The organism is Mesobacillus harenae (genome assembly GCF_013343715.1).
GTDB lineage: Bacteria > Bacillota > Bacilli > Bacillales > Cytobacillaceae > Mesobacillus_A > Mesobacillus_A harenae.
Map to the genome: position 1 here is coordinate 25,199 of NZ_JABUNR010000021.1, position 22,095 is coordinate 47,293.

17 protein-coding genes and 1 tRNA gene are annotated in these 22,095 nt (G+C 40.8%); 17 read left to right on the forward strand and 1 reads right to left on the reverse strand.

The window, feature by feature from the left end:
• Nucleotides 1-59: 59 nt before the first annotated feature.
• From mfd to HRJ06_RS20425, 9 genes are all read left to right on the forward strand, one after another.
• A complete protein-coding gene (mfd, locus tag HRJ06_RS20385; protein WP_174734820.1) occupies nt 60-3,590 on the forward strand; it encodes a transcription-repair coupling factor in 3,531 nt (1,176 codons plus the stop codon).
• Nucleotides 3,591-3,849: 259 nt separating this feature from the next.
• The gene (gene spoVT, locus HRJ06_RS20390) at nt 3,850-4,386 is read left to right on the forward strand and encodes a stage V sporulation protein T (protein ID WP_174734821.1); all 537 of its coding nucleotides are present in this window, start codon (nt 3,850-3,852) and stop codon (nt 4,384-4,386) included.
• A 668-nt stretch (nt 4,387-5,054) separates the two neighbouring features.
• Nucleotides 5,055-6,680 (forward strand): putative polysaccharide biosynthesis protein, encoded by a 1,626-nt coding sequence (locus HRJ06_RS20395; protein WP_174734822.1) that lies wholly within the window; start codon nt 5,055-5,057, stop codon nt 6,678-6,680.
• The gene (gene yabN / locus HRJ06_RS20400) at nt 6,677-8,140 is read left to right on the forward strand and encodes a bifunctional methyltransferase/pyrophosphohydrolase YabN (RefSeq protein WP_174734823.1); all 1,464 of its coding nucleotides are present in this window, start codon (nt 6,677-6,679) and stop codon (nt 8,138-8,140) included. Before HRJ06_RS20395 ends, yabN begins: the two co-directional genes overlap by 4 nt.
• A 21-nt stretch (nt 8,141-8,161) precedes the next feature.
• The gene (locus HRJ06_RS20405; RefSeq protein ID WP_174734824.1) at nt 8,162-8,422 is read left to right on the forward strand and encodes an RNA-binding S4 domain-containing protein; all 261 of its coding nucleotides are present in this window, start codon (nt 8,162-8,164) and stop codon (nt 8,420-8,422) included.
• 106 nt (nt 8,423-8,528) lie between these two features.
• On the forward strand, nt 8,529-8,831 hold the full coding sequence (gene yabP / locus HRJ06_RS20410) for a sporulation protein YabP (RefSeq protein ID WP_174734825.1): 303 nt from the start codon (nt 8,529-8,531) through the stop codon (nt 8,829-8,831).
• The gene (yabQ, locus tag HRJ06_RS20415) at nt 8,828-9,460 is read left to right on the forward strand and encodes a spore cortex biosynthesis protein YabQ (protein WP_174734826.1); all 633 of its coding nucleotides are present in this window, start codon (nt 8,828-8,830) and stop codon (nt 9,458-9,460) included. Before yabP ends, yabQ begins: the two co-directional genes overlap by 4 nt.
• A 17-nt stretch (nt 9,461-9,477) precedes the next feature.
• A complete protein-coding gene (locus tag HRJ06_RS20420; protein ID WP_174734827.1) occupies nt 9,478-9,870 on the forward strand; it encodes an FtsB family cell division protein in 393 nt (130 codons plus the stop codon).
• 74 nt (nt 9,871-9,944) lie between these two features.
• Entirely contained in the window at nt 9,945-10,382 is a 438-nt protein-coding gene (locus tag HRJ06_RS20425) for a S1 domain-containing RNA-binding protein (RefSeq protein WP_174734828.1), read from the forward strand.
• A gap of 373 nt (nt 10,383-10,755) precedes the next feature.
• Here HRJ06_RS20425 and HRJ06_RS20430 read toward each other — a convergent pair.
• A tRNA-Met gene (locus tag HRJ06_RS20430) sits at nt 10,756-10,829 on the reverse strand.
• 325 nt (nt 10,830-11,154) lie between these two features.
• On the opposite strand from HRJ06_RS20430, the gene spoIIE reads away from it, so the two are divergent.
• The 8 genes from spoIIE (at nt 11,155) to hslO (ending at nt 21,890) form a co-directional block, all read left to right on the forward strand.
• Nucleotides 11,155-13,626: a stage II sporulation protein E gene (gene spoIIE / locus HRJ06_RS20435; RefSeq protein WP_174734829.1), complete on the forward strand. Its 2,472-nt coding sequence runs from the start codon at nt 11,155-11,157 to the stop codon at nt 13,624-13,626.
• A gap of 527 nt (nt 13,627-14,153) precedes the next feature.
• Complete coding sequence (locus HRJ06_RS20440; protein WP_174734830.1) at nt 14,154-14,891, forward strand: VWA domain-containing protein; 738 nt, start codon at nt 14,154-14,156, stop codon at nt 14,889-14,891.
• A complete protein-coding gene (locus HRJ06_RS20445; protein ID WP_174734845.1) occupies nt 14,860-15,849 on the forward strand; it encodes a protein kinase domain-containing protein in 990 nt (329 codons plus the stop codon). The genes HRJ06_RS20440 and HRJ06_RS20445 overlap by 32 nt, the downstream gene beginning before the upstream one ends.
• A gap of 149 nt (nt 15,850-15,998) precedes the next feature.
• A complete protein-coding gene (gene tilS / locus HRJ06_RS20450) occupies nt 15,999-17,396 on the forward strand; it encodes a tRNA lysidine(34) synthetase TilS (protein ID WP_174734831.1) in 1,398 nt (465 codons plus the stop codon).
• Nucleotides 17,397-17,410: 14 nt separating this feature from the next.
• The gene (hpt, locus tag HRJ06_RS20455) at nt 17,411-17,956 is read left to right on the forward strand and encodes a hypoxanthine phosphoribosyltransferase (RefSeq protein WP_174734832.1); all 546 of its coding nucleotides are present in this window, start codon (nt 17,411-17,413) and stop codon (nt 17,954-17,956) included.
• Nucleotides 17,957-18,084: 128 nt separating this feature from the next.
• Complete coding sequence (ftsH, locus tag HRJ06_RS20460) at nt 18,085-20,061, forward strand: ATP-dependent zinc metalloprotease FtsH (protein WP_174734833.1); 1,977 nt, start codon at nt 18,085-18,087, stop codon at nt 20,059-20,061.
• 133 nt (nt 20,062-20,194) lie between these two features.
• The gene (locus HRJ06_RS20465; protein ID WP_174734846.1) at nt 20,195-20,974 is read left to right on the forward strand and encodes a type III pantothenate kinase; all 780 of its coding nucleotides are present in this window, start codon (nt 20,195-20,197) and stop codon (nt 20,972-20,974) included.
• 37 nt (nt 20,975-21,011) lie between these two features.
• Nucleotides 21,012-21,890 (forward strand): Hsp33 family molecular chaperone HslO, encoded by an 879-nt coding sequence (hslO, locus tag HRJ06_RS20470; RefSeq protein ID WP_174734834.1) that lies wholly within the window; start codon nt 21,012-21,014, stop codon nt 21,888-21,890.
• Nucleotides 21,891-22,095 lie beyond the last annotated feature (205 nt).

Genomic DNA, 22,095 nt, shown 5'->3' on the forward strand with positions numbered 1-22,095 from the left:
GTAAAAATGTGCGAATATACTAGACTATATTATTTTTTACAAAAAGGGAGAGGTTTTGGATGCAGGGGCTAAAAGCTCTTTTCAGTCAGCAGGATGATGTTCAGTCGGTTATTAGCGGTATGAAGGAAGGGCTAAAGGAGCAGCTGATTGCTGGCCTTTCAGGTTCTGCAAGAACTGTATTTTTAACTGGAGTTTATGAGAACACCGAAAAGCCTTTACTGGTTATTACCCACAACCTCCTGCAGGCTCAGAAGATTTATGATGATGTTATTAATTTAGTCGGTGAAGATGATGTCTTTCTATACCCGGCGAATGAATTAATAGCAGCTGAGATTAGTATTTCTAGTCCGGAGCTAAAAGCTCAGCGGATGGATGTCTTAAATCATTGGAGCAGCAAAAAAAGTGGAATCGTTATTGTCCCTATGGCTGGGCTGAGAAAAATCCTTCCCCCGAAACAGCTGTGGTCGGATTTTCAGGTCTTATTTAAGGTAGGGGAAGATATTGAGGTAGAAAAAGAGCTTAAGCATTTTGTTGCTATGGGGTATGTAAGAGCCGATATGGTTTCAGCCCCAGGGGAGTTCAGTGTCAGGGGAGGAATTATTGATATTTATCCACTGACTGCACCAAACCCAATCAGGATTGAGCTATTTGATACGGAAATTGACTCGATTCGTTACTTTTCCTTAGATGATCAGCGCTCTCGTGAGAAACTAGACTCTGTCTCAATCGGACCGGCTATGGAGAATCCACTTGGTGAAAACGAACTTAAGCGATTAATTGGCCTCCTTGAGGAAGGTCTGAGCAAGAGCCTGAAAAAGCTTAAAGATGAAAAAGCGAGAACAAAGCTTGCAGAAAATGTAGGATTTGAACTTGAAAAGTTAAGAAATGGCCAGGTCCCAGAGCAGTTATTCAAATATTTATCATTAGCCTACGAAAAACCTCACAGTTTGCTAGATTACCTGCCAGCAAACGGGTGTATTTTTATAGATGAAATAAGCAGAGTTCAAGAAATGAATGATTCTCTTTCAAAAGAAGAAGCAGAATGGTATACAAGCCTTCTAGGAGAAGGGCAAATCGTTCATGATGTGAAAATATCACATAACCTTTCCGAACTGGTACAGGAGCATGAACAGCCGATTATGTATCTGTCTTTATTTTTAAGACATGTCCCAAATACGAACCCGCAAAACATTTTGAATATTTCCTGTAAGCCGATGCAGAATTTCCATGGGCAGATGCATGTACTTAAGGCGGAGATGGAAAGATGGAAAAAGGGAAATTATAAGGTAATTCTGTTAGGGCCAACTAGTGATAGGGTTTCAAAACTTGAGAGCGTTCTTGAAGATTATGATATAGAGGGTATTCAAGTTAGCCAGAACCAAGAGCTAAAACAAGGCAAGGCACAGATCTTGCAGGGAAGCTTAAATTCAGGATTTGAAATGCCGATCCAAAAGATTGCCGTTATAACGGAAGAAGAGCTGTTTAATAAAAAAACTAAAAAAACCTCACGACGTCAAAAACTATCCAATGCTGAGCGGATTAAAAGCTATTCAGAGTTAAAAATCGGAGACTATGTTGTACACGTTAACCACGGAATAGGTAAGTATCTGGGGATTGAGACTCTTGAAATAAATGGACTCCATAAAGATTATCTCCACATTAGGTACCATGGAAGTGACAAGCTTTATGTTCCGGTAGAGCAGATTGATCTTGTCCAAAAATTTGTCGGCTCAGAAGGTAAAGAGCCAAAAATCTACAAGTTGGGCGGAAGTGACTGGAAAAGGGTTAAAAATAAAGTTCATTCTTCAGTCCAGAATATCGCAGATGATTTGATTAAGCTTTACGCAGAACGGGAAGCAAGTGTCGGATATGCCTTCTCGCCCGATGGATCTATGCAAAGAGAGTTTGAGACCTCTTTTCCTTATCAAGAAACGGAAGATCAAGTGCGTTCTATTCATGAAATAAAAATTGATATGGAACGAGAGCGCCCGATGGACCGTCTTTTATGCGGAGATGTAGGCTATGGAAAAACAGAAGTGGCTATTCGGGCTGCATTTAAAGCAATTGCTGACGGTAAACAAGTTGCTTTTCTAGTGCCAACTACGATCCTGGCTCAGCAGCATTATGAAACAATTCGTGAACGATTTCAGGACTTCCCAATTAATATTGGGCTATTAAGCCGATTTAAAACGAGAAAACAGCAGACGGAAACTATGAAGGGGTTAAAGGCGGGCTCTGTCGATATTGTAGTCGGAACTCATCGACTCTTGTCAAAGGACATTGTTTATCGTGACTTGGGACTGCTCATTATAGATGAGGAGCAGCGTTTTGGTGTAACCCATAAGGAAAAAATTAAGCAATTGAAGACGAATGTAGATGTTTTGACACTGACTGCTACGCCAATTCCAAGGACACTTCATATGTCAATGCTAGGAGTTCGTGACTTGTCTGTAATAGAAACTCCTCCGGAAAATCGATTCCCTGTTCAAACTTACGTTATGGAATATAACGGTGGACTTGTCCGAGAATCAATCGAGAGGGAGCTGGCAAGGCAGGGACAGGTTTATTTCCTGTATAACCGGGTTGAAGATATTGAGCGGAAGGCAGAGGAGATTTCAATGCTGGTGCCGGATGCAAGAGTTGCGTACGCCCACGGCAAGATGACAGAGAATGAACTTGAATCAGTCATGCTTGGTTTTCTTGAAGGCGAATACGATGTTCTTGTAAGCACTACGATTATCGAAACAGGTGTTGATATTCCGAATGTAAATACGCTAATTGTTTTTGATGCAGATAGAATGGGCCTTTCTCAACTTTACCAATTAAGAGGCAGAGTAGGACGGTCAAATCGGGTAGCGTATGCCTATTTCACTTACCGAAAGGATAAGGTTCTGACGGAGATAGCTGAAAAGCGTCTGCAGACTATCAAGGAATTTACTGAACTAGGGTCTGGATTTAAAATAGCTATGCGGGACTTATCAATTCGGGGTGCCGGAAATTTACTTGGTGCAGAGCAGCACGGCTTTATTGATTCTGTTGGTTTTGATCTGTACTCCCAGATGTTAACGGAAGCAATAGAAGAAAGAAAAGAAGGGCCACAGCAGGTTAAACAGCCTGCAATGGAAATGGACTTACAGATTGATGCCTATATTCCTGATACCTACATTTCTGACGGACACCAAAAGATTGAGATGTATAAACGATTCCGAGGTGTTGCCACCCTTAAGGATATTGAAGAACTTCAAGATGAAATGATTGACCGATTTGGAGATTATCCTGAGGAAGTCAATTATTTATTTAAGATTTCTGAGCTTAAAGTTTATGCACAAACAGCTCAGACTGAATCAATCAAGCAGACAAAGCAGGACGTCACCATTTTAGTATCTGAGGAAGGAAGCAGCCAAATTGATGGGCAAAAACTGTTTGCAATCAGCAATCAGCACCGTAAATTGGTTGGGCTTGGCATGGAAGGCAAGAAGCTTAAAATCGTTCTTCACATAAATAACCTTAAATTAAATGAATGGTTTGATATAGCAGTTGAAATGGCCAAAGGCCTCCACGACTCACGAAAAGAACAGCCAGTATCTTAATGGTTGGTAAGTTCTGTAACAAAAATGTAAAGTGATGAGTGTTTCAAAAAAGGTAGACAAGGGTATTTCCAAATGTGCAGGCAATTTTTGGTTGGAATGTTTATCCGGTATTGGAATCTTTATCACATTCGAGAAAATCTTTTTGTATGTGCATAGAACTTTCCATATGTAAGATACTAAGTTCAATCTTGGCAATTACTAACTATTTACCTTTATTGCCAAAGGAAAAAATCATCAGATGAAAGTGAGGCAACGTTGGATGAAAGCAACTGGTATTGTTCGTCGAATCGATGATTTGGGTCGTGTCGTTATTCCTAAAGAAATCCGCAGAACGCTGCGTATTCGAGAGGGAGACCCATTGGAAATTTTTGTGGATCGTGACGGGGAAGTTATCCTTAAGAAATACTCTCCGATCAGTGAGTTAAGTGATTTTGCCAAAGAATATGCTGAGGCTTTATATGACAGCTTGGGAAATCCGGTGCTAATTTGTGATCGTGATGTTTACATCACACTAGCCGGGGGCTCTAAAAAAGACTATTTAAACAAAAATATCAGCGACTTGGTTGAAAAGACGATGGAGGATCGCAGCTCCGTAATCATGAATCAGCAAGGAGAAATCTCGCTTATTGATGGGATTGAAGAAACTATTTCAGCCTATACAATTGGCCCAATCATTGCTAATGGTGATCCAATTGGCGCAGTCATTATTTTCTCTAAAGAGGGAACCCTCGGTGATGTTGAACAAAAGGCAGTAGAAACAGCGGCTGGCTTCTTGGCACGACAGATGGAGCAGTAAAATCCAATAAAGGATTATTGCTGCCCTTCTTCAAACATCATCATGACCTGAAAAGTTACGTAGATTTTGAAAAGGGCAGCATCGCGCTGCCTTTTTTCTATGTCTTTATAAACCCTTTAATTATTTCCTCTGTAGGACGTGATCCTTCAATGAGTAAAACGCCGGCTTTTATCCGTTACTACGTGAACCGCCCCCCCACCCTAAGGTCTGTAGGCTTGTCCATTCCTTCGGCTGCCTAGCTAGTCAACTTGTTATGCTCCTAAGAAATATCTTGCTTAAAGCTTTTCGGTTGGCTTCGGTTCATCTGTTGAAGTCAAAAAGCGACTTCCTCAGCTGACCCTCCCGCGCTGGTCGAAGCTGAGCAGTTGGCTGCGTTTTTCGATTGTCTAGCTCAGCGCCTAGCCCCTCGAGGACGCTTCGATCCTGCTGATGAAGGCAGAAAACGCCTTCACCTGCAGGCTCTCCAGCGCTGGTCGGGGCTGAACAAGGCGCTGCCGCTTTTCTGTGTCTAGCTCCGCCGCCTAGCTTCTCGATCGCTTCGGTTCATCTGTTGAAGTCAAAAAGCGACTTCCTCAGCTGACCCTCCCGCGCTGGTCGAAGCTGAGCAGTTGGCTGCGCTTTTCTGTGTTATAATGTTTTGGATATTAGTGTGGAAGAGGGGATAGGGTATGAAGCCCCTAACAGATAATTCTAGTAATTTTTTCAAAGGTGCGTTGATATTAACTGCAGCGGCCTTAGTAACAAAAATATTAAGTGCGATCTACCGGGTCCCATTCCAAAATATTGTTGGAGATGTAGGATTTTATATTTACCAACAGGTCTATCCTTTTTATGGGATGATTCTTGTGCTATCTACATATGGTTTTCCAGTTGCGGTTTCAAAGTTATATTCAGAAAGAAAAAACAGCGGAACTCATGAAGAGGCTGTTCGTGTATTGGCGGCTTCTTTTATATTTCTGAGTATCCTAGGAGTTATCCTTTTTTCTGCTTTATACTATGGAGCAGACTGGCTGGCTGGAAAGATGGGTGATCCCGAATTAGCGCTATTGTTAAGGGTAGCGGCTGTTCCATTTTTGTTTATTCCGTTTGTTTCTGTACTTAGAGGTTATTTCCAAGGTTCAGGTAACATGGTTCCTACGGCGTATTCCCAAGTAGGAGAACAATTTGTAAGAGTTGTTACGATTCTGGGTCTAGCTTCCCTTTTTATAAAAGAAGGCTATAACCTTTATTATGCGGGGGCAGGTGCAGCGTTTGGGTCAGTTTCCGGTGGACTTATATCGATTATTATTCTTGGTCTGCTATTTAAAAGGGAACGAAGAGATAATCAAAGTAACGTAACAGTTACTCAGTTATTGAAGGGTTCATCCAACATTATAAAAGCATTGTTTATCCATGGGCTATCACTGAGTATAAGTGCTATGCTTTTGATATTTCTTCAGATGGCTGATTCCTTAAATTTATATTCTTTACTCCTATCAAATGGAACCATGACAGAAGAAGCTAAAGCGGCCAAAGGAATATATGACAGAGGTCAGCCATTGATTCAATTGGGGACAATTCTATCCACATCAATGGCCTTATCTCTAATTCCCCTTATTGCTAACGCGCGACTAAAAAAACAAACCAGCTTTGTTACTGAACATATAAGCCTAGCCCTCAAAATTAACATTCTCTTTGGTACTGGTGCAGCGCTAGGCTTACTAAGTATTATTGAGCCAGTAAATGAGATGTTGTTTGAAGATAGGCAAGGCTCGCAGGTTCTTGCTGTACTATGTTTTGTTATTCTTGGCGGTTCGGCCGTAATGACTTTGACAAGCATTCTGCAGGGGCTTGGTTCCATTCTGTATCCCGCAGCCATGGTATTAATTGCCTTTGTTCTAAAGCTTCTTTTAAACCTTGTTTTTGTTCCTTGGCTAGGAACAATGGGTTCTGCCATTTCATCTGTATTGTCATGCTTTCTGGTTCTGGTGTTATTAGGTATTAAACTCAGGGTTAAGATAAAGGTATCCTTACTGTCTCCGCTGTATTTAGTTAAAGTAGCAGGTTCTGCTCTTCTTATGGTCTCATTTTTATTTATCTATCAGAATTATACAGAATTCTTTTACTCATTGTTGGTGAATGATCGCTTAGCGTCCGCTTTTCAATCTATCAGTGCAGCCATTTTTGGAGGGTTCATTTATATATTCGCTTTGTTAAGAACCAGTGCATTATCAAAAAAGGAGCTCTCTATGCTTCCTTTTGGCAGCAGACTGGCTTTTCTATTGCCTAAAAAAACAGGAGGGAATCATTTATGAGAAAAATTACTATTGTTGGACTAGGGGCCGGCGACTTAGACCAGCTCCCTCTAGGCGTATATAAAAAACTAAAATCCGCTGAGCATTTATTTCTGCGCACCAAAGAACATCCTGCTGTTCTGGATTTAGAAGCAGAGGGCATGTCTTATCAGTCATTTGATGAGGTATATGAACAGCAAGAGAGCTTTGAAGCAGTTTATGAGGAGATCAGTGAGCAGCTTTTAGAAATGTCGGGAAAAACTGCAGTTACCTATGCTGTACCTGGTCACCCGCTCGTGGCCGAACAAACTGTACAGCTTCTGATAAGTAAAGGGCCAGAAAGAGGAGTTGAGGTTGAAATTACAGGAGGCCAAAGCTTTCTGGATGCAGTGTTCCAGGCACTTGCGATTGATCCAATAGATGGATTTCAATTATTGGATGGGACTGCCTTTAAACGAGATCAAGTTCAGTTGCTTCAGCATACCCTTATCGGCCAAGTCTATGACTCGTTTGTTGCTTCTAATGTAAAATTAACCTTAATGGAAAAACTCCCTGATGATTACGAAGTATTTATTGTAACTGCTGCCGGAAGTTCAGGAGAAAACATAAAAAAGGTACCTTTATTTGAGTTAGACAGGCAGGTAGAATTAAATAACCTAACTTCAGTTTATGTTCCTCCCGTAAAAGACGAGACAATCTTAAATAAAGAATTTTTTAAACTCCGGGAAATTATTTCTGTCTTGAGAGGGCCAAAAGGCTGCCCATGGGATAAAAAACAAACTCATTCCTCTTTAAAGAAATATCTAATTGAAGAGGCGTATGAGCTTATCGAAGCGATTAACTCTGACGATATCGATCATATGATTGAAGAACTTGGGGATGTGTTACTCCAGGTTATGCTTCACGCACAAATAGGAGAAGATGAAGGTTTTTTCAATATTGCCGATATAATTGATGTGCTGTCCGAAAAAATGATCAGGCGCCATCCTCATGTATTCGGAACGGCTGAGGCTAATGATGTTGATGCAGTTATGAAAAACTGGCAGGAAATTAAGAGAGAAGAAAAAGGAAACGTGGCAAGAGAATCACTTTTAGATGGGGTAAGCAAGGGCCAGCCCAATATTATGAGGGCATATGAACTTCAGAAGGCGGCTGCTAAGGTTGGTTTTGACTGGAAAGAAGTTGGACCAATGTGGGAGAAAGTAAAAGAGGAAATTGAAGAGTTTACTGAAGAAGCGGAGAAAACAGACAATAGTGAAAAGCAACATGATGAATTTGGCGACTTGTTGTTTGCCCTCGTAAATGTTGCCCGTTTCTACAATATACAGCCGGAAGAAGCGCTCTTGAGGGCAAACTCTAAATTTACGAGACGATTTAGATATGTCGAAGCGAAAGTTAATAAGAGTAACCGGGATTTTAGCGGACATACCCTTGAACAATTAGATGCTTACTGGGATGAAGCAAAACAAATGGGCATGTAGATATAAAGGAGGAGTTGCGATATGCGGTTAGATAAATTTTTAAAAGTTTCCCGGCTAATTAAACGAAGAACAGTAGCCAAGGAAGTCTCTGATCAAGGGAGAATATCAATTAATGGGGTTCCCGCGAAAGCCAGTTCTACAGTAAAAGCGGGCGATGAGCTTACGATTCGATTTGGACAAAAACTTGTGACTGTAAAGGTTGACCAAATCCAGGAAACAACCAAAAAGGAAGCAGCAGCTGAGATGTTTACTGTTATTAAAGAAGAAAGGCTCAACGATTAGAATGCGATGATCCATAGCAATACTAGGCTTCATTCTTGAGTTCGTTCTATTTCCCTCACACCAGGCATAAACTTGTACAAATATTGTATAGAGTGAGGGATATGAAATGAGCCAATATTATGAACCCAATACACCGAAAAGCAGCGTGCCGGATCACGATGTCATTATGAGGGGCCGGCGAACCTTAGAAATTACTGGTGTTAAACAGGTTGAAAGCTTTGATAACGAAGAATTTTTGTTAGAAACGGTGATGGGGTTTCTAGCAATAAAAGGGCAAAACTTGCAGATGAAAAACCTCGATGTTGATAAAGGTGTGGTCTCCATAAAAGGCAAGATCTATGATCTTGTATATCTGGACGATCAGCATGGGGAGAAAGCTAAAGGATTCTTTAGCAAGCTGTTCAAATGACACTTTCCACTCAATTTTTAACAATGCTTGCCATGATCGCAATGGGCAGCTTCTTTGGAGCAAGCCTTGATACTTACAAGCGATTTTTTAAACGATCTGCAATAAAAAGGTGGATTATCTTTGTAAATGATATACTATTTTGGATCTTTCAAGGGCTTTTAACGTTCTATGTTTTATATGCTGTAAACATGGGGGAGCTAAGGTTTTACATTTTCATAGCTTTATTTTGCGGGTTTGCGGCATATAAGGGTTTGTTCCAAGATATCTATTTAAAAGTACTAGAAACGATGATTTCAGTCTTTATTTCAATTTATCAATTTATCGTTAAGTTGATCCAACTTCTGATTGTCCGCCCTATTCAGTTATTAATTATGACCGCTATTACATTGGTACTCTTCTTTGGAAGGGGGCTTTTTTCTCTTATAAAAATGGCCCTTTCTATAGTGAAGTGGCTATTGATGTGCATTTGGAAACCAATTCAGCTTCTAATGTTATTTTTATGGAAACTTTTGCCGAAAAACATTAAAAATTCCGTCGAGAAGTTATATAATAAATTGGCAGGTATTTTCAGGAAAATCAAGAATTATGTTTATAAGGTATACAAGAGGATAAATAAAAAAAAGAAATAAGGAGGACTGCGGATAGTATGGGTGCGAGAAAAAAACGGAACATCGCCAAGATCCAAAACACATACGTTAAAGATAAAGAAGCAGCCGAAGTTACTGACAATATTAAACGTAAGCATCTAATCAGGCGCCTTGCAGTCTTCTTTGTTTTGGCTGGAACAGTGACCTTTTTTATGATTGCTGCATTTGTTTCTCAAACTTCTGCTCTAGAACAAAAACAGCTCGAGAAGTCAAAGCTAGAAAAGCAAATAGCGGAGCTGAATAAGGAACAGGAGATTCTGGAAGAAGAAATTGTTAAGTTAAATGACGATGAATACATAGCAAAACTAGCAAGGAGAGAATATTTCCTCTCTGAAGATAATGAGGTTATCTTCAACCTTCCCGAAAAAACAAAGGAAAAACCCTCTAATTGACACTCTTTTTTTGCATTTTGTATAATATAAAGTAAGTATGATTTTTTATTTCTTTAAGGAGGAAATTTCTTTTTATGTCAATCGAAGTAGGCAGCAAGTTACAAGGGAAGGTTACAGGAATAACAAATTTTGGTGCGTTTGTAGAGTTGCCAGAAGGCTCAACAGGACTTGTCCATATTAGCGAAGTCGCCGATAATTATGTAAAAGATATAAATGATCATTTAAAGGTCGGCGATCAGATAGAGGTTAAGGTCATTAATGTTGAGAAGGATGGGAAAATCGGCTTGTCCATCAAGAAAGCAAAGGACCGTCCTGAAAGACCGGAAAGAACAGAATCTAAACCATATTCTCAGCGTCCTCGTCAAGGAAGGGTAACTGATAATCGTAATAGCAGGCCAGAGAATTTCGAATCTAAAATGGCACGCTTTTTAAAAGATAGTGAAGATCGTTTATCCTCATTGAAGCGCAATACCGAATCAAAACGTGGGGGACGAGGAGCAAAAAGAGGATAACTTGCTGCAGGTTATTTTTTATATAGATTTACAAATAGACACGGGCAAGCTGCAAAAGCAGTTTGCCTTTATTCATTTATAAAAGCGCTGGCTCCAAAAAGAGGCAGCGCGCTTTTTAGCCATTAAATATATACAACAACCCTTTCAAAAAAGGTCAGGCTGTCGAGAGTTTCATTTCTCGGCAGCCTGTTTTTTAAGCTTCAGCGCACAGTCAGTTTCAAGAGCTAGCTTCCGTAAGTATCTTGCGAGGAGCCCGATAGGCTACGAGCTGCTCGAGTCATATGCCATGCCCTTGCTGAATGCAAAAAACGCCTTCCTTCAGGACCTGTCTTATGCTTGACGGGGCTGAACAAGGCGTTTCCGCATTTCTATATAGCGGCGGAGGGGATCGAACCCCCGACCTTACGGGTATGAACCGTACGCTCTAGCCAGCTGAGCTACACCGCCAATTTATAGCACAAGAAATATAATACCACTTAATAAAAAAGTGTCAATAAATTAATAAAAGAAAAATGTCATATTTTAAATGTTCCTACTGATACAGGGAAAATGTACTAAACTCCCGGGTTAAGGAGCAGAAATCTCGGCAAATTTTTATAAGTAATAAAGATAATCAACCGGTTAGGCTAATGAACTTGTTTTGTTTTTGGCGTTTGCGCTGAAACAAGTCGAACGAAATTTTCTAGCTTGTCCTTATTTATGACAAATTTTTGAACATTCCCATTTTATAATTGTCTGCAACGACATTTTTATATATAGGGGAGTGTAATGGATGGAAAGACTAGAAAGGAATGCAATCGAACCGATCGCAGAAGTGGGATCTTGGAGACCGGGTTTTCAATTGTCCAAAAGTTTTTTTGCTTTGCAGGGAAAGCTGGAAAACTTCTTTATAAAAAACGGCTTTGCTTTACTTGTCATTGGTTTTTTGCTAGGCAGAGCGCTAATACTTGCCAAACTCACTCCATTTAGCCTTCCTTTTTTTGCTGCTGTCTACTTATCGAGAAGAGATAAAGCACCTTTAGCATTATTAGGAGTAACTGCAGGTGCGGCAACGCTGTCCATCGGAGCAGCTGCGCTAACTTTTGCTCTAGCCGTAACTTTTCTAGTTGTTTTTCGGCTGACAAAGAAAGGGTTAAAAAGTGAACTTCGCTGGCTGCCGTTCTATGTATTTGGCACTATATTGGCAGGGAATCTCGCGGTTACTTATATCCAACATTCCCAGATTACATTGTATGACGGAATGATGGCAGGAGTAGAGTCTAGTTTAGGTTTTATTCTTACATTAATTTTTCTCCAAAGTATTCCGCTTATCTCGTTTCAAAAAAGAAGGCAGTCGTTAAAAACAGAAGAAATTGTTTGTTTAATTATTATGCTCGCTTCTGTCATGACCGGAACTATTGGATGGTCAGTATATGATCTTTCAATTGAGCATGTAATGGCGAGATACTTAGTGCTGGTGTTTGCATTTGTTGCAGGTGCTACAGTCGGTTCCACGGTAGGGGTTGTAACGGGTCTGATTTTTAGTCTTGCTAATGTATCTAGCTTTTATCAAATGAGCCTGCTGGCCTTTGCAGGTTTATTAGGAGGCCTGTTAAAAGAAGGACGAAAAGTTGGGGTGGCCCTTGGACTGCTTATAGCTACCCTGTTGATTGGAATGTATGGTGAGGGCGCAGGAGGCTTAAGTAAAACGCTTTTAGAATCAACTGCCGCCATTTTGTTATTTTTACTAACCCCTAGTTCACTGACAGCAAAATTAGCTAGGCATATCCCAGGAACCTCTGAACATTCGTCTGATCAGCAGCAATACATGAGGAAAATGCGCGACGTTACCGCTCAAAGAGTCGAGCAGTTTTCAGGAGTTTTTGAGGCTCTATCTCAGAGCTTCACAGCCAAGGAGGAATTGGCAGAAGAGGACTCCGACCGAGAGCTCGATTATTTTTTAAGTAATGTCACTGAAAAGACCTGCCAAACTTGTTTCAAAAAAGAACATTGCTGGTCAAGGAATTTTAATACAACATATGACTACATGAAAGATATTATGCAAGAAATGGATAAGAATGAAGAGACTATTCCGCCAAAATTATTAAGAGATTGGGATAAACATTGTTCTCGCTCGAAGAAAGTGCTTGAAACAATGCAACAGGAATTAACAGTTTTACGGGCAAATAAAACATTGAAGAAACAAGTGCAGGAAAGCAGGAGATTGGTGGCTAATCAATTGCTTGGTGTTTCAGAGGTAATGGGTGATTTTGCAAGAGAGATTCAAAGAGAAAGAGAGAACCATCATAAGCAGGAAGATCAAATTCTATCTTCTCTTCGAGAGTGTGGCATCAATGTTGAACACGTTGAAATATATGGTCTTGACCATGGCAATGTTGACATTGATATGTCGATCCCTTATTGCCAGGGACACGGAGAATGTGAAAAATTAATAGCGCCAATGCTTTCAGATATTTTAGGAGAAACTATTATTGTCAATTCAGAGGAATGTGCTGCGTTTCCAAACGGCTTGTGCCATGTTACTTTTCGCTCGGCGAAGGCGTATGCCGTTGCAACGGGTATAGCTCATGCAGCCAAGGATGGGGGACTTGTATCAGGAGACAGTTATTCGACGATTGAACTGGGTGGGGGCAAATTTGCGATTGCTATCAGTGACGGTATGGGCAACGGTGAACGGGCTCATTCAGAAAGTATGGAAACTCTCCAGCTGCTGCAAAAGATTCTTCAATCAGGAATTGAGGAAAAAGTAGCGATTAAATCCATCAACTCAATTCTCTCTTTGAGGACAACGGATGAAATTTTTTCAACACTTGATCTTGTGATGATAGATTTACAAAATGCAGCTGCGAAATTTTTAAAGATTGGATCTACTCCCAGCTTTATTAAGCGAGGGAGCAAGGTATTTAAAGTACAAGCAAGTAATTTGCCAATGGGTATGATTCAAGAGTTTGATGTTGATGTTGTTAGCGAGCAATTAAAAGCGGGAGACTTACTGATTATGATGAGCGATGGTGTTTTCGAAGGACCAAGGCATGTAGAGAATTATGATCTCTGGATGAAACGTAAAGTTCTTGAGTTAAAAACAAACGAACCCCAGGAGATTGCTGATCTAATAATGGAAGAGGTCATTCGATCTAGAAGTAACAATATAGAGGATGACATGACAGTTATTGTTGCCAAAATTGATCATAACACACCGAAATGGGCTTCAATACCTGTGCAAAAGTATAGAAAGAAAGCCTGAAATTCACTAAACCCTTCTTTGCTCGTTTCTGGGGCAGACCTTATTTGTTCCTGGTCGGCTTACAACGGACAGGATGTCCTAGTCAGGCGCTTCCGCTTTGCTTTGTCCAGCTTCGCCTCCTAGAAACGTGGCAAACTTCAATTCCTCCTTCAGAAGCACAAACCGCTTCTGAAAGAGGAATCTCCAGTTTGCTTGTTTCTATACAGTCGGCTTTGCTTTTCTATGTCCAGCTTCAGCGCCTAGCCCCTCGAGTCGCTTCGGTCAACCTGCTGAAGTCAAAGAACGACTTCAAGCGCTGGCCCTCCAGCGCTTGTCGGGGCTGATCAGGCGCTTCCGCTTTTCTATGTACAGCTACGCCTCCTAGAAACTTGGCAAACTTCAATTCCTCTTTCAGAAGCACAAACCGCTTCTTTATCGGAATCTCCAGTTTGCTCGTTTCTTTACAGTCGGCTTCCGCTTTTCTATGTATATTTATTCTGCGGCTCGTCGAAAATGGTAACAAATTTACCCATTGGAGGGGAGTTAGTATGAAAACAGGTGCATTACGCCAGATTCTACTGATTACAGATGGCTGTTCAAATACAGGTGAGGATCCAATTGCCATGGCGGCATTGGCAAAAGAGCAAGGGATCACTATAAATGTGATCGGGGTTATGGAGAAGGATATTATTGATGAGCAAGGATTGACTGAAATTGAGGGAATTGCTCTATCAGGAGGCGGAGTTAGCCAGGTTGTATACTCCCAGCAACTTTCGCAGACTGTACAGATGGTAACCAGAAAGGCAATGACCCAAACATTACAGGGGGTTGTCAACCGTGAGCTCCAGCAAATCCTTGGAGGAGGAAATACGGTAGAAGACCTGCCTCCTGACAAGCGTGGCGAAGTGATGGAGGTAGTGGATGAACTTGGGGAAACTGTTGAGTTAAATGTACTGATTCTTGTCGATACAAGTGCCAGCATGAAACATAAACTTCCAACTGTTAAAGAGGCATTATTAGACCTGTCCCTTAGTTTAAACGCTAGAGCAGGTGAGAACCGTTTCTCAGTCTTTGTATTTCCCGGGAAAAGGAATGATGTCGAAAAGTTATTGGATTGGACACCAAAACTCGAATCTTTAACGAGCATATTTGCTAAATTAACAACTGGCGGAATGACACCAACTGGACCAGCCCTGCGAGAAGCCTTAACATATTTCAAGAAAAAACGATCGCTAAGGAGTCTGCTTTCTGGTGATGATGAATCATTCATTGAAGAGTCTGTGTAAAGTATCTCCGGGTACGCCCATTAATGGAAAGTGGCATGGTAATCAATATAAAATAATCAAAGAACTCGGTTATGGAGCAAATGGGATTGTCTATTTAACATCCCATAATGGAGTGCAGGTAGCTTTGAAAATGAGTGATAATGGAATGTCTATTACTTCCGAAGTAAATGTGCTGAAGTCTTTTGCCAAGGTCCAGGGAAGCACCCTAGGACCTGTTTTATTAGATGTGGACGATTGGATGAGCGGCAGTGATAGGATCTCATTTTATGTAATGGAATACATTAAGGGTCCAGATTTGCTTACCTTTATTCATCAGCGTGGGGAATCCTGGATCAGTGTAATCGTCCTCCAGCTTTTGAGTGATCTTCAGAAAATGCATGAAAATGGATGGGTTTTTGGGGATTTAAAGCCGGAGAATTTAATCATTATGGGGCCGCCACCAAGAATTCGCTGTATTGATGTTGGAGGAACTACTATTAATGGAAGAGCAATCAAAGAATTCACCGAGTTTTTTGATAGAGGATATTGGGGCCTGGGATCGAGAAAAGCTGATCCTTCCTACGATCTGTTTGCTGTAGGAATGATTATGCTCAACATTGCGTATCCAAAGAGATTCACTAAAACAACAGGAGGGATGGATCAGCTTAAGTTAATGATAGAGAAGAGCAGAGAATTAAGTATGTATAAGGGCATTCTTTACAAAGCCTTAAATGGACAATTTTCTTCAGCTGTACAAATGCGGGGAGAACTGTTGCAAAGTCTTCAAACTCAACAAACGAGGACAACAACGAAAACGAAAACAAAGCCATCTCCACAACGACAACACAACGTCTCCCAAAAAACAGTTACGAGGCAGGCGTATAGGAAGAAAAGTAATAAGGGCGGGATTATCGAAACGCTAATAGTTCTTTCCGTCATTTCCATGCTGTATTTTCTTTATATATGGTTAAGTTTTTAATTTTAAATGAAACTTTTAAAGAGTTAATACGTAAACAACAAGAGCTTGTTACTGAACTTATCTATAAAAGATGGTAAGCTTGATAATAAAGGTTAACGATTAAGAGTATGGGTATAAGAACACCAATAACGGCATAGGGAAGAATTGATATGTTACAGAGCAAAGTAGAAGCTTTTCTTTCAAAGCATTCATTTAAAATCTCGGGCCAATCGATAGCAGTAGGGGTCTCTGGAGGCCCGGATTCTCTTGCACTTCTACATTATTTGTGGAGCATAAGGGAAAAGGAACAAATAAAGATCACAGCTGTTCATGTCGATCATATGTTTCGTGGCCAGCAGTCCTATGAAGAAGCGATGTTCGTTAAGGGTTTTTGCAATGCCAGGGAAATACCGTTTGAGATGAAACAAATTAATGTTCCTGTTTACATGAAAAAAACTGGTAAAGGCACTCAGGAAGCAGCAAGAGATTGCAGATATTTGTTCTTTGAAGAGGTAATGAAGAAAATGGGGTGCGGTTATCTTGCCTTAGGCCATCATGGTGATGACCAAATCGAGACGATCATGATGAGGCTGACAAGAGGCAGTACTGGTTTGGCAAGGACAGGAATACAATTTTCAAGGCCGATTGATGGTGGGGTTCTTTTTCGCCCATTATTATGTGTATCAAAAGAAGAAATTGAGCGGTACTGTGACCTGAATGACCTAAATCCTAGAAGGGATCCTAGCAATGAACAGGACACTTATTCCCGGAATCGATTCAGGCATCATGTACTGCCATTTCTAAAGCAGGAAAACCCTCAAGTTCACCAGCACTTTCAACGATTAAGCGAAGATTTGACTAATGACGAAATTTATTTGAGAGAATTAACAGTCGAAGCAATGAATAGAGTTATGGTAAAAAAGAATGGGAAAGTGACGATTCAAATCGAAGAGTTTTTTAAAATGCCGATTCCTTTACAAAGAAGAGGGATTAAACTAATATTAAACTATCTTTATCATGAAAATCCTGCCTTTCTTTCCGCCATACATATTGACAATATCTTTGATCTATTATGCAATTCCCATCCTTCCGGGACACTGGATTTTCCCAGCGGCTTAAAAATCACTCGCGATTATGGCAGGTGTCATTTTCAAATGAAACACCGACCCCTGGAGCCTTACTGTTACGAAATTAACAAACCCGGAATTATAACACTGTCCAATGGCAACTCTATTAAGGCGGAATTCATTGACCTCTATTCAAATTGGCAAACCCATCTTGATTCATATGCAGTCAATTTGACCGAAATCCCCTTACCGCTCATTATCCGAACAAGGAAAAATGGAGACCGGATGACTTTGAAAGGGATGTCAGGTTCAAAAAAGATTAAAGATATTTTTATTGATCAGAAAGTTCCTCTTCCACTAAGAGAGGAATGGCCAATTGTTACAGATGGAACCGGTGAAATTCTCTGGATTCCAGGCTTGAAAAAGGCCCATGGCAGAGAGGCAGATGATAGTGCTGGTCATAAATTACTTTTAACATATATCAGAACAGATAACTTCTAGGGGGCACAAATTGCATGAAGAATGATATTGAAAAAATCCTTTATACAGAGGAAGCGATCCAAGCACAAGTTAAAGTCCTTGCAGGACAGCTTACCGAAAAATATAAGGATAGCTTTCCGCTGGCAATTGGAGTCCTAAAAGGTGCGATGCCTTTTATGGGTGACTTGCTGAAGCGAATTGATACATATTTAGAAATGGACTTTATGGATGTGTCCAGCTATGGCGGAACAACAGTTTCTTCTGGAGAAGTGAAAATCTTAAAAGATCTGGATACTTCAGTAGAAGGTCGTGATATTCTAATTGTAGAAGATATCATTGATACTGGGTTAACACTTAGTTACCTTGTAGAGCTCTTTCGATATCGAAAAGCAAAATCAATTACTATCGTAACTCTGCTTGATAAACCTTCGGGAAGGAAAGCAGATTTACAGGCAGATTATGTTGGTTTTATTGTACCTGATGAGTTTGTAGTGGGGTATGGTCTGGATTATGCTGAGAAGTATCGAAACCTCCCATATATTGGTGTTTTAAAACCGGAAGTTTATACAAAAAGCGAGTAAAAAAAAGGGGTGTTAGAAGCAGTCTATTATCGGAAACATATGTGGTGAACAAGGCTAAATCCTTGTATTTTCACAATTTTCTATGATACTATTTAATATAGTTTGTCTACCCTGGGAGGAGGTAAGGGATGAATCGGATCTTCCGTAATACCATCTTTTATTTATTAATATTTTTGGTGATCATTGGTGTCGTGAGCTTTTTTAATGGCAATAACGAACCAACAGAAAATATAACGTATGACGAATTTATGCAGCATCTGGAAGCCGGAGAAGTTGAAGGCAACCTAACCTTACAGCCGGAACGCGGCGTCTATGAGGTAAGAGGCCAGCTTGAAGGCTATGAAGAAGGAAAGTTTTTCTTAACTTATGTCTGGAACAATGCTACTACTCTGGACCGTATTGAAGAAGCTGCAGCAGAGGCAGAAGTAGAAATCATGCCGGCCAAAGAAACAAGCGGCTGGGTTACATTCTTTACATCCATTATTCCGTTTATCATTATCTTTATTTTGTTCTTCTTCCTTTTAAATCAGGCTCAGGGCGGCGGCAGCCGTGTTATGAACTTCGGAAAAAGCAAAGCAAAGCTTTATAATGAAGAGAAGAAAAAGGCGCGCTTTAAAGATGTTGCCGGAGCGGATGAGGAAAAGCAGGAACTTGTTGAAGTTGTTGAGTTTCTAAAAGATCCACGGAAATTTGCAGAGCTTGGCGCCCGTATTCCTAAGGGAGTACTGTTAGTAGGACCTCCGGGTACAGGTAAAACCTTGCTTGCCCGTGCGGTTGCTGGAGAAGCGGGAGTTCCGTTTTTCTCAATAAGTGGATCTGATTTTGTTGAAATGTTCGTTGGTGTTGGTGCCTCACGGGTTCGTGACTTGTTTGAGACAGCGAAGAAAAATGCACCATGTATCATCTTTATAGATGAGATTGATGCAGTTGGCCGTCAGCGTGGAGCTGGACTGGGCGGAGGACACGACGAACGCGAGCAGACCTTGAATCAGTTACTAGTAGAAATGGACGGGTTCGGTGCGAACGAAGGTATTATAATGATTGCAGCGACAAACCGTGCGGACATTCTTGACCCTGCCTTATTAAGGCCAGGCCGTTTTGACCGTCAAATCACGGTTGACCGTCCTGATGTTAAGGGTAGAGAAGAAGTGCTTAAGGTTCATGCAAGAAATAAACCACTTGATGAATTTGTTAATCTTAAAAACATAGCCATGCGCACACCAGGCTTTTCTGGTGCGGATCTGGAAAACTTGTTAAATGAAGCGGCATTAGTGGCTGCCCGTCGAGACAAGAAAAAGATCGAAATGGAAGACATTGATGAAGCCACAGACCGGGTTATTGCTGGTCCTTCTAAGAAGAGCAGAGTTATCTCTAAAAAGGAACGCAATATTGTTGCCTTCCATGAAGGTGGGCATACTGTAATTGGTCTTGTCCTTGATGAAGCAGATATTGTTCATAAGGTAACGATTGTCCCACGCGGACAAGCGGGCGGTTACGCAGTAATGCTTCCAAAAGAAGATCGTTATTTCATGACAAAACCTGAGCTCTTAGATAAGATCACAGGCTTGCTCGGTGGACGTGTTGCAGAGGAGATCGTTTTTGGTGAGGTAAGTACTGGCGCTCACAATGACTTCCAGAGGGCAACAGGAATTGCACGCCGTATGGTAACTGAATTTGGTATGAGTGATAAGCTTGGACCGCTGCAATTTGGTCAGGCGCAAAGCCAGGTATTCCTCGGACGTGATTTTAATAACGAACAGAATTACTCGGATGCCATTGCATATGAAATTGATCTAGAAATTCAACGGATTATTAAAGAGTGCTACGAAAGAGCTCGTATAATCCTGACCGAAAATCGTGATAAGCTTGATATCATTGCTAATACTTTACTAGAGGTTGAGACACTTGATGCAGAGCAAATTAAGCATCTAGTTGACCATGGTAAATTGCCTGATCGTCCTGTTTCAGTAACCAAAACTGATAATGAGGATGTTAAAGTCAATATCAGCGGAAAAAGGGAAGAGGAAGCAGAAAAGACAGTATCAGAGCCTGATTCTGATTCTCCAAAGTCTCCTGAAGCTGGCGATAACGAGCGAAAAGAATAACGTCTAAAGGTGCTCATTTATGAGCACCTTTTTATTATCAGGAAATAAGTTGTACCCTTGCACTCGTCAATGGTTATTATGGTATGATATTTGGAGTTAGAGGAAGAAAAAATCCAATAAAGTGGTGAGAATGTTGATTTTTGTATTCGACGTTGGAAATACGAATATAGTGCTAGGTGTATATGATAACGAAGAACTGAAGCATCATTGGCGAGTGGAAACTAACAGGAATAAAACAGAGGATGAATACGGAATGATTATTAAGTCTTTATTTGATCATGAAGGTCTTTCCTTTAGTGATATAGATGGGATCATTATTTCTTCTGTTGTGCCGCCAATTATGTTTTCTCTAGAAAGAATGTGCCAAAAATATTTTCACCTTAAGCCGTTGGTTGTTGGACCAGGAATGAAAACTGGGTTAGATATAAAATACGAAAATCCCCGTGAAGTCGGAGCGGATCGCATAGTAAACGCTGTTGCAGCAATACATGAATATGGAAGCCCACTTATTATTGTGGATTTTGGAACAGCCACTACGTATTGTTATGTAAATGAACAAAAGCAATATTTGGGTGGTGCGATTGCCCCGGGGATAGGTATTTCTACAGAGGCACTCTATTCAAAGGCGGCAAAACTACCAAGAATTGAAATAGGGCGTCCAGATGATATTATTGGCAAAAATACAGTTGCTGCCATGCAGGCAGGGATTTTATACGGTTATGTTGGACAGGTTGAAGAAATTGTAAGAAGAATGAGGATGAAGACCCCGCAAAGTCCGACCGTGATAGCCACTGGTGGACTAGCTAATTTGATCGCGGAGGAATCAACTGTGATTGATATTGTTGATCCATACCTGACTTTAAAAGGGCTCCAGCTCATTTATAAACGTAATATGGAAACGCTAAAAAAATAGCTGATTGGGAAACATACAACAAGAAAGGGGCATATATATGAGTGATTATTTAGTTAGGGCGCTTGCATTTGACGGACAAGTCCGGGCATATGCTGCCGATACTACGGATACAGTAAGTGAGGGACAAAGGCGCCATTATACATGGCCGGTGGCTTCTGCTGCGCTGGGTCGAACATTGACTGCCGGTGCAATGATGGGCGCTATGATGAAGGGTGAAGAGAAGCTTACACTTAAGGTAGAGGGAGACGGTCCAATTGGACTGATACTTGTTGATACAAATGCCAAAGGAGAAGTCCGTGGATATGTAAGCAATCCCCATGTTCACTTTGATCTAAATGAACATGGGAAATTAGATGTCCGTGCGGCAGTTGGTACGTCAGGAACTCTAACTGTGGTTAAGGATATTGGCATGCGCGATCATTTTACTGGCCAGGTGCCAATTGTTTCAGGTGAACTGGGTGAGGACTTTACCTATTATTTTGTGAAATCCGAACAAGTTCCATCATCTGTCGGTGTAGGTGTGCTTGTTAATCCTGACAACTCAATAAAAGCGGCAGGTGGCTTTATTATTCAGCTTATGCCGGGCACAGATGATGAAACCATCACTTTGATAGAAAATCGTTTAAAGGAAATGGATCCTATTTCTAAGCTAATTGACAAAGGTTTAACACCTGAGGAAATTCTAGAAGAAATCCTCGGAAGTGAAAACTTAAAAGTCCTTGATCGCCTCCCAGTTTCATTTAATTGTAATTGTTCGAAGGAACGATTCGCTAGTGCGATCATCAGCCTGGGTTCAGATGAAATCAGAGACATGATTGAAACAGATGGTAAAGCAGAAGCGCAATGCCATTTCTGTAACGAAACATATATTTATTCAAAAGAAGAGCTTGAGGAATTAGAAGAGGAAGCTAGATAACTGAGACCTAATATGTTCGCCAGCACTATTAGTTGTGTGCTGGCTTGTTTATTCTAAAATAGACAAGAAATAAGTTTTGCTAACATGGAAGGTTGTCTAGCTCCGAACGCCATCGGCTCGAAGTCATAAGCCTATCCCTTTCAGAAGGCAGAAAACGCCTTCTTGCAGGGCTTGTCTTATGCTTGTCGCCGATAACCCGGCGCTC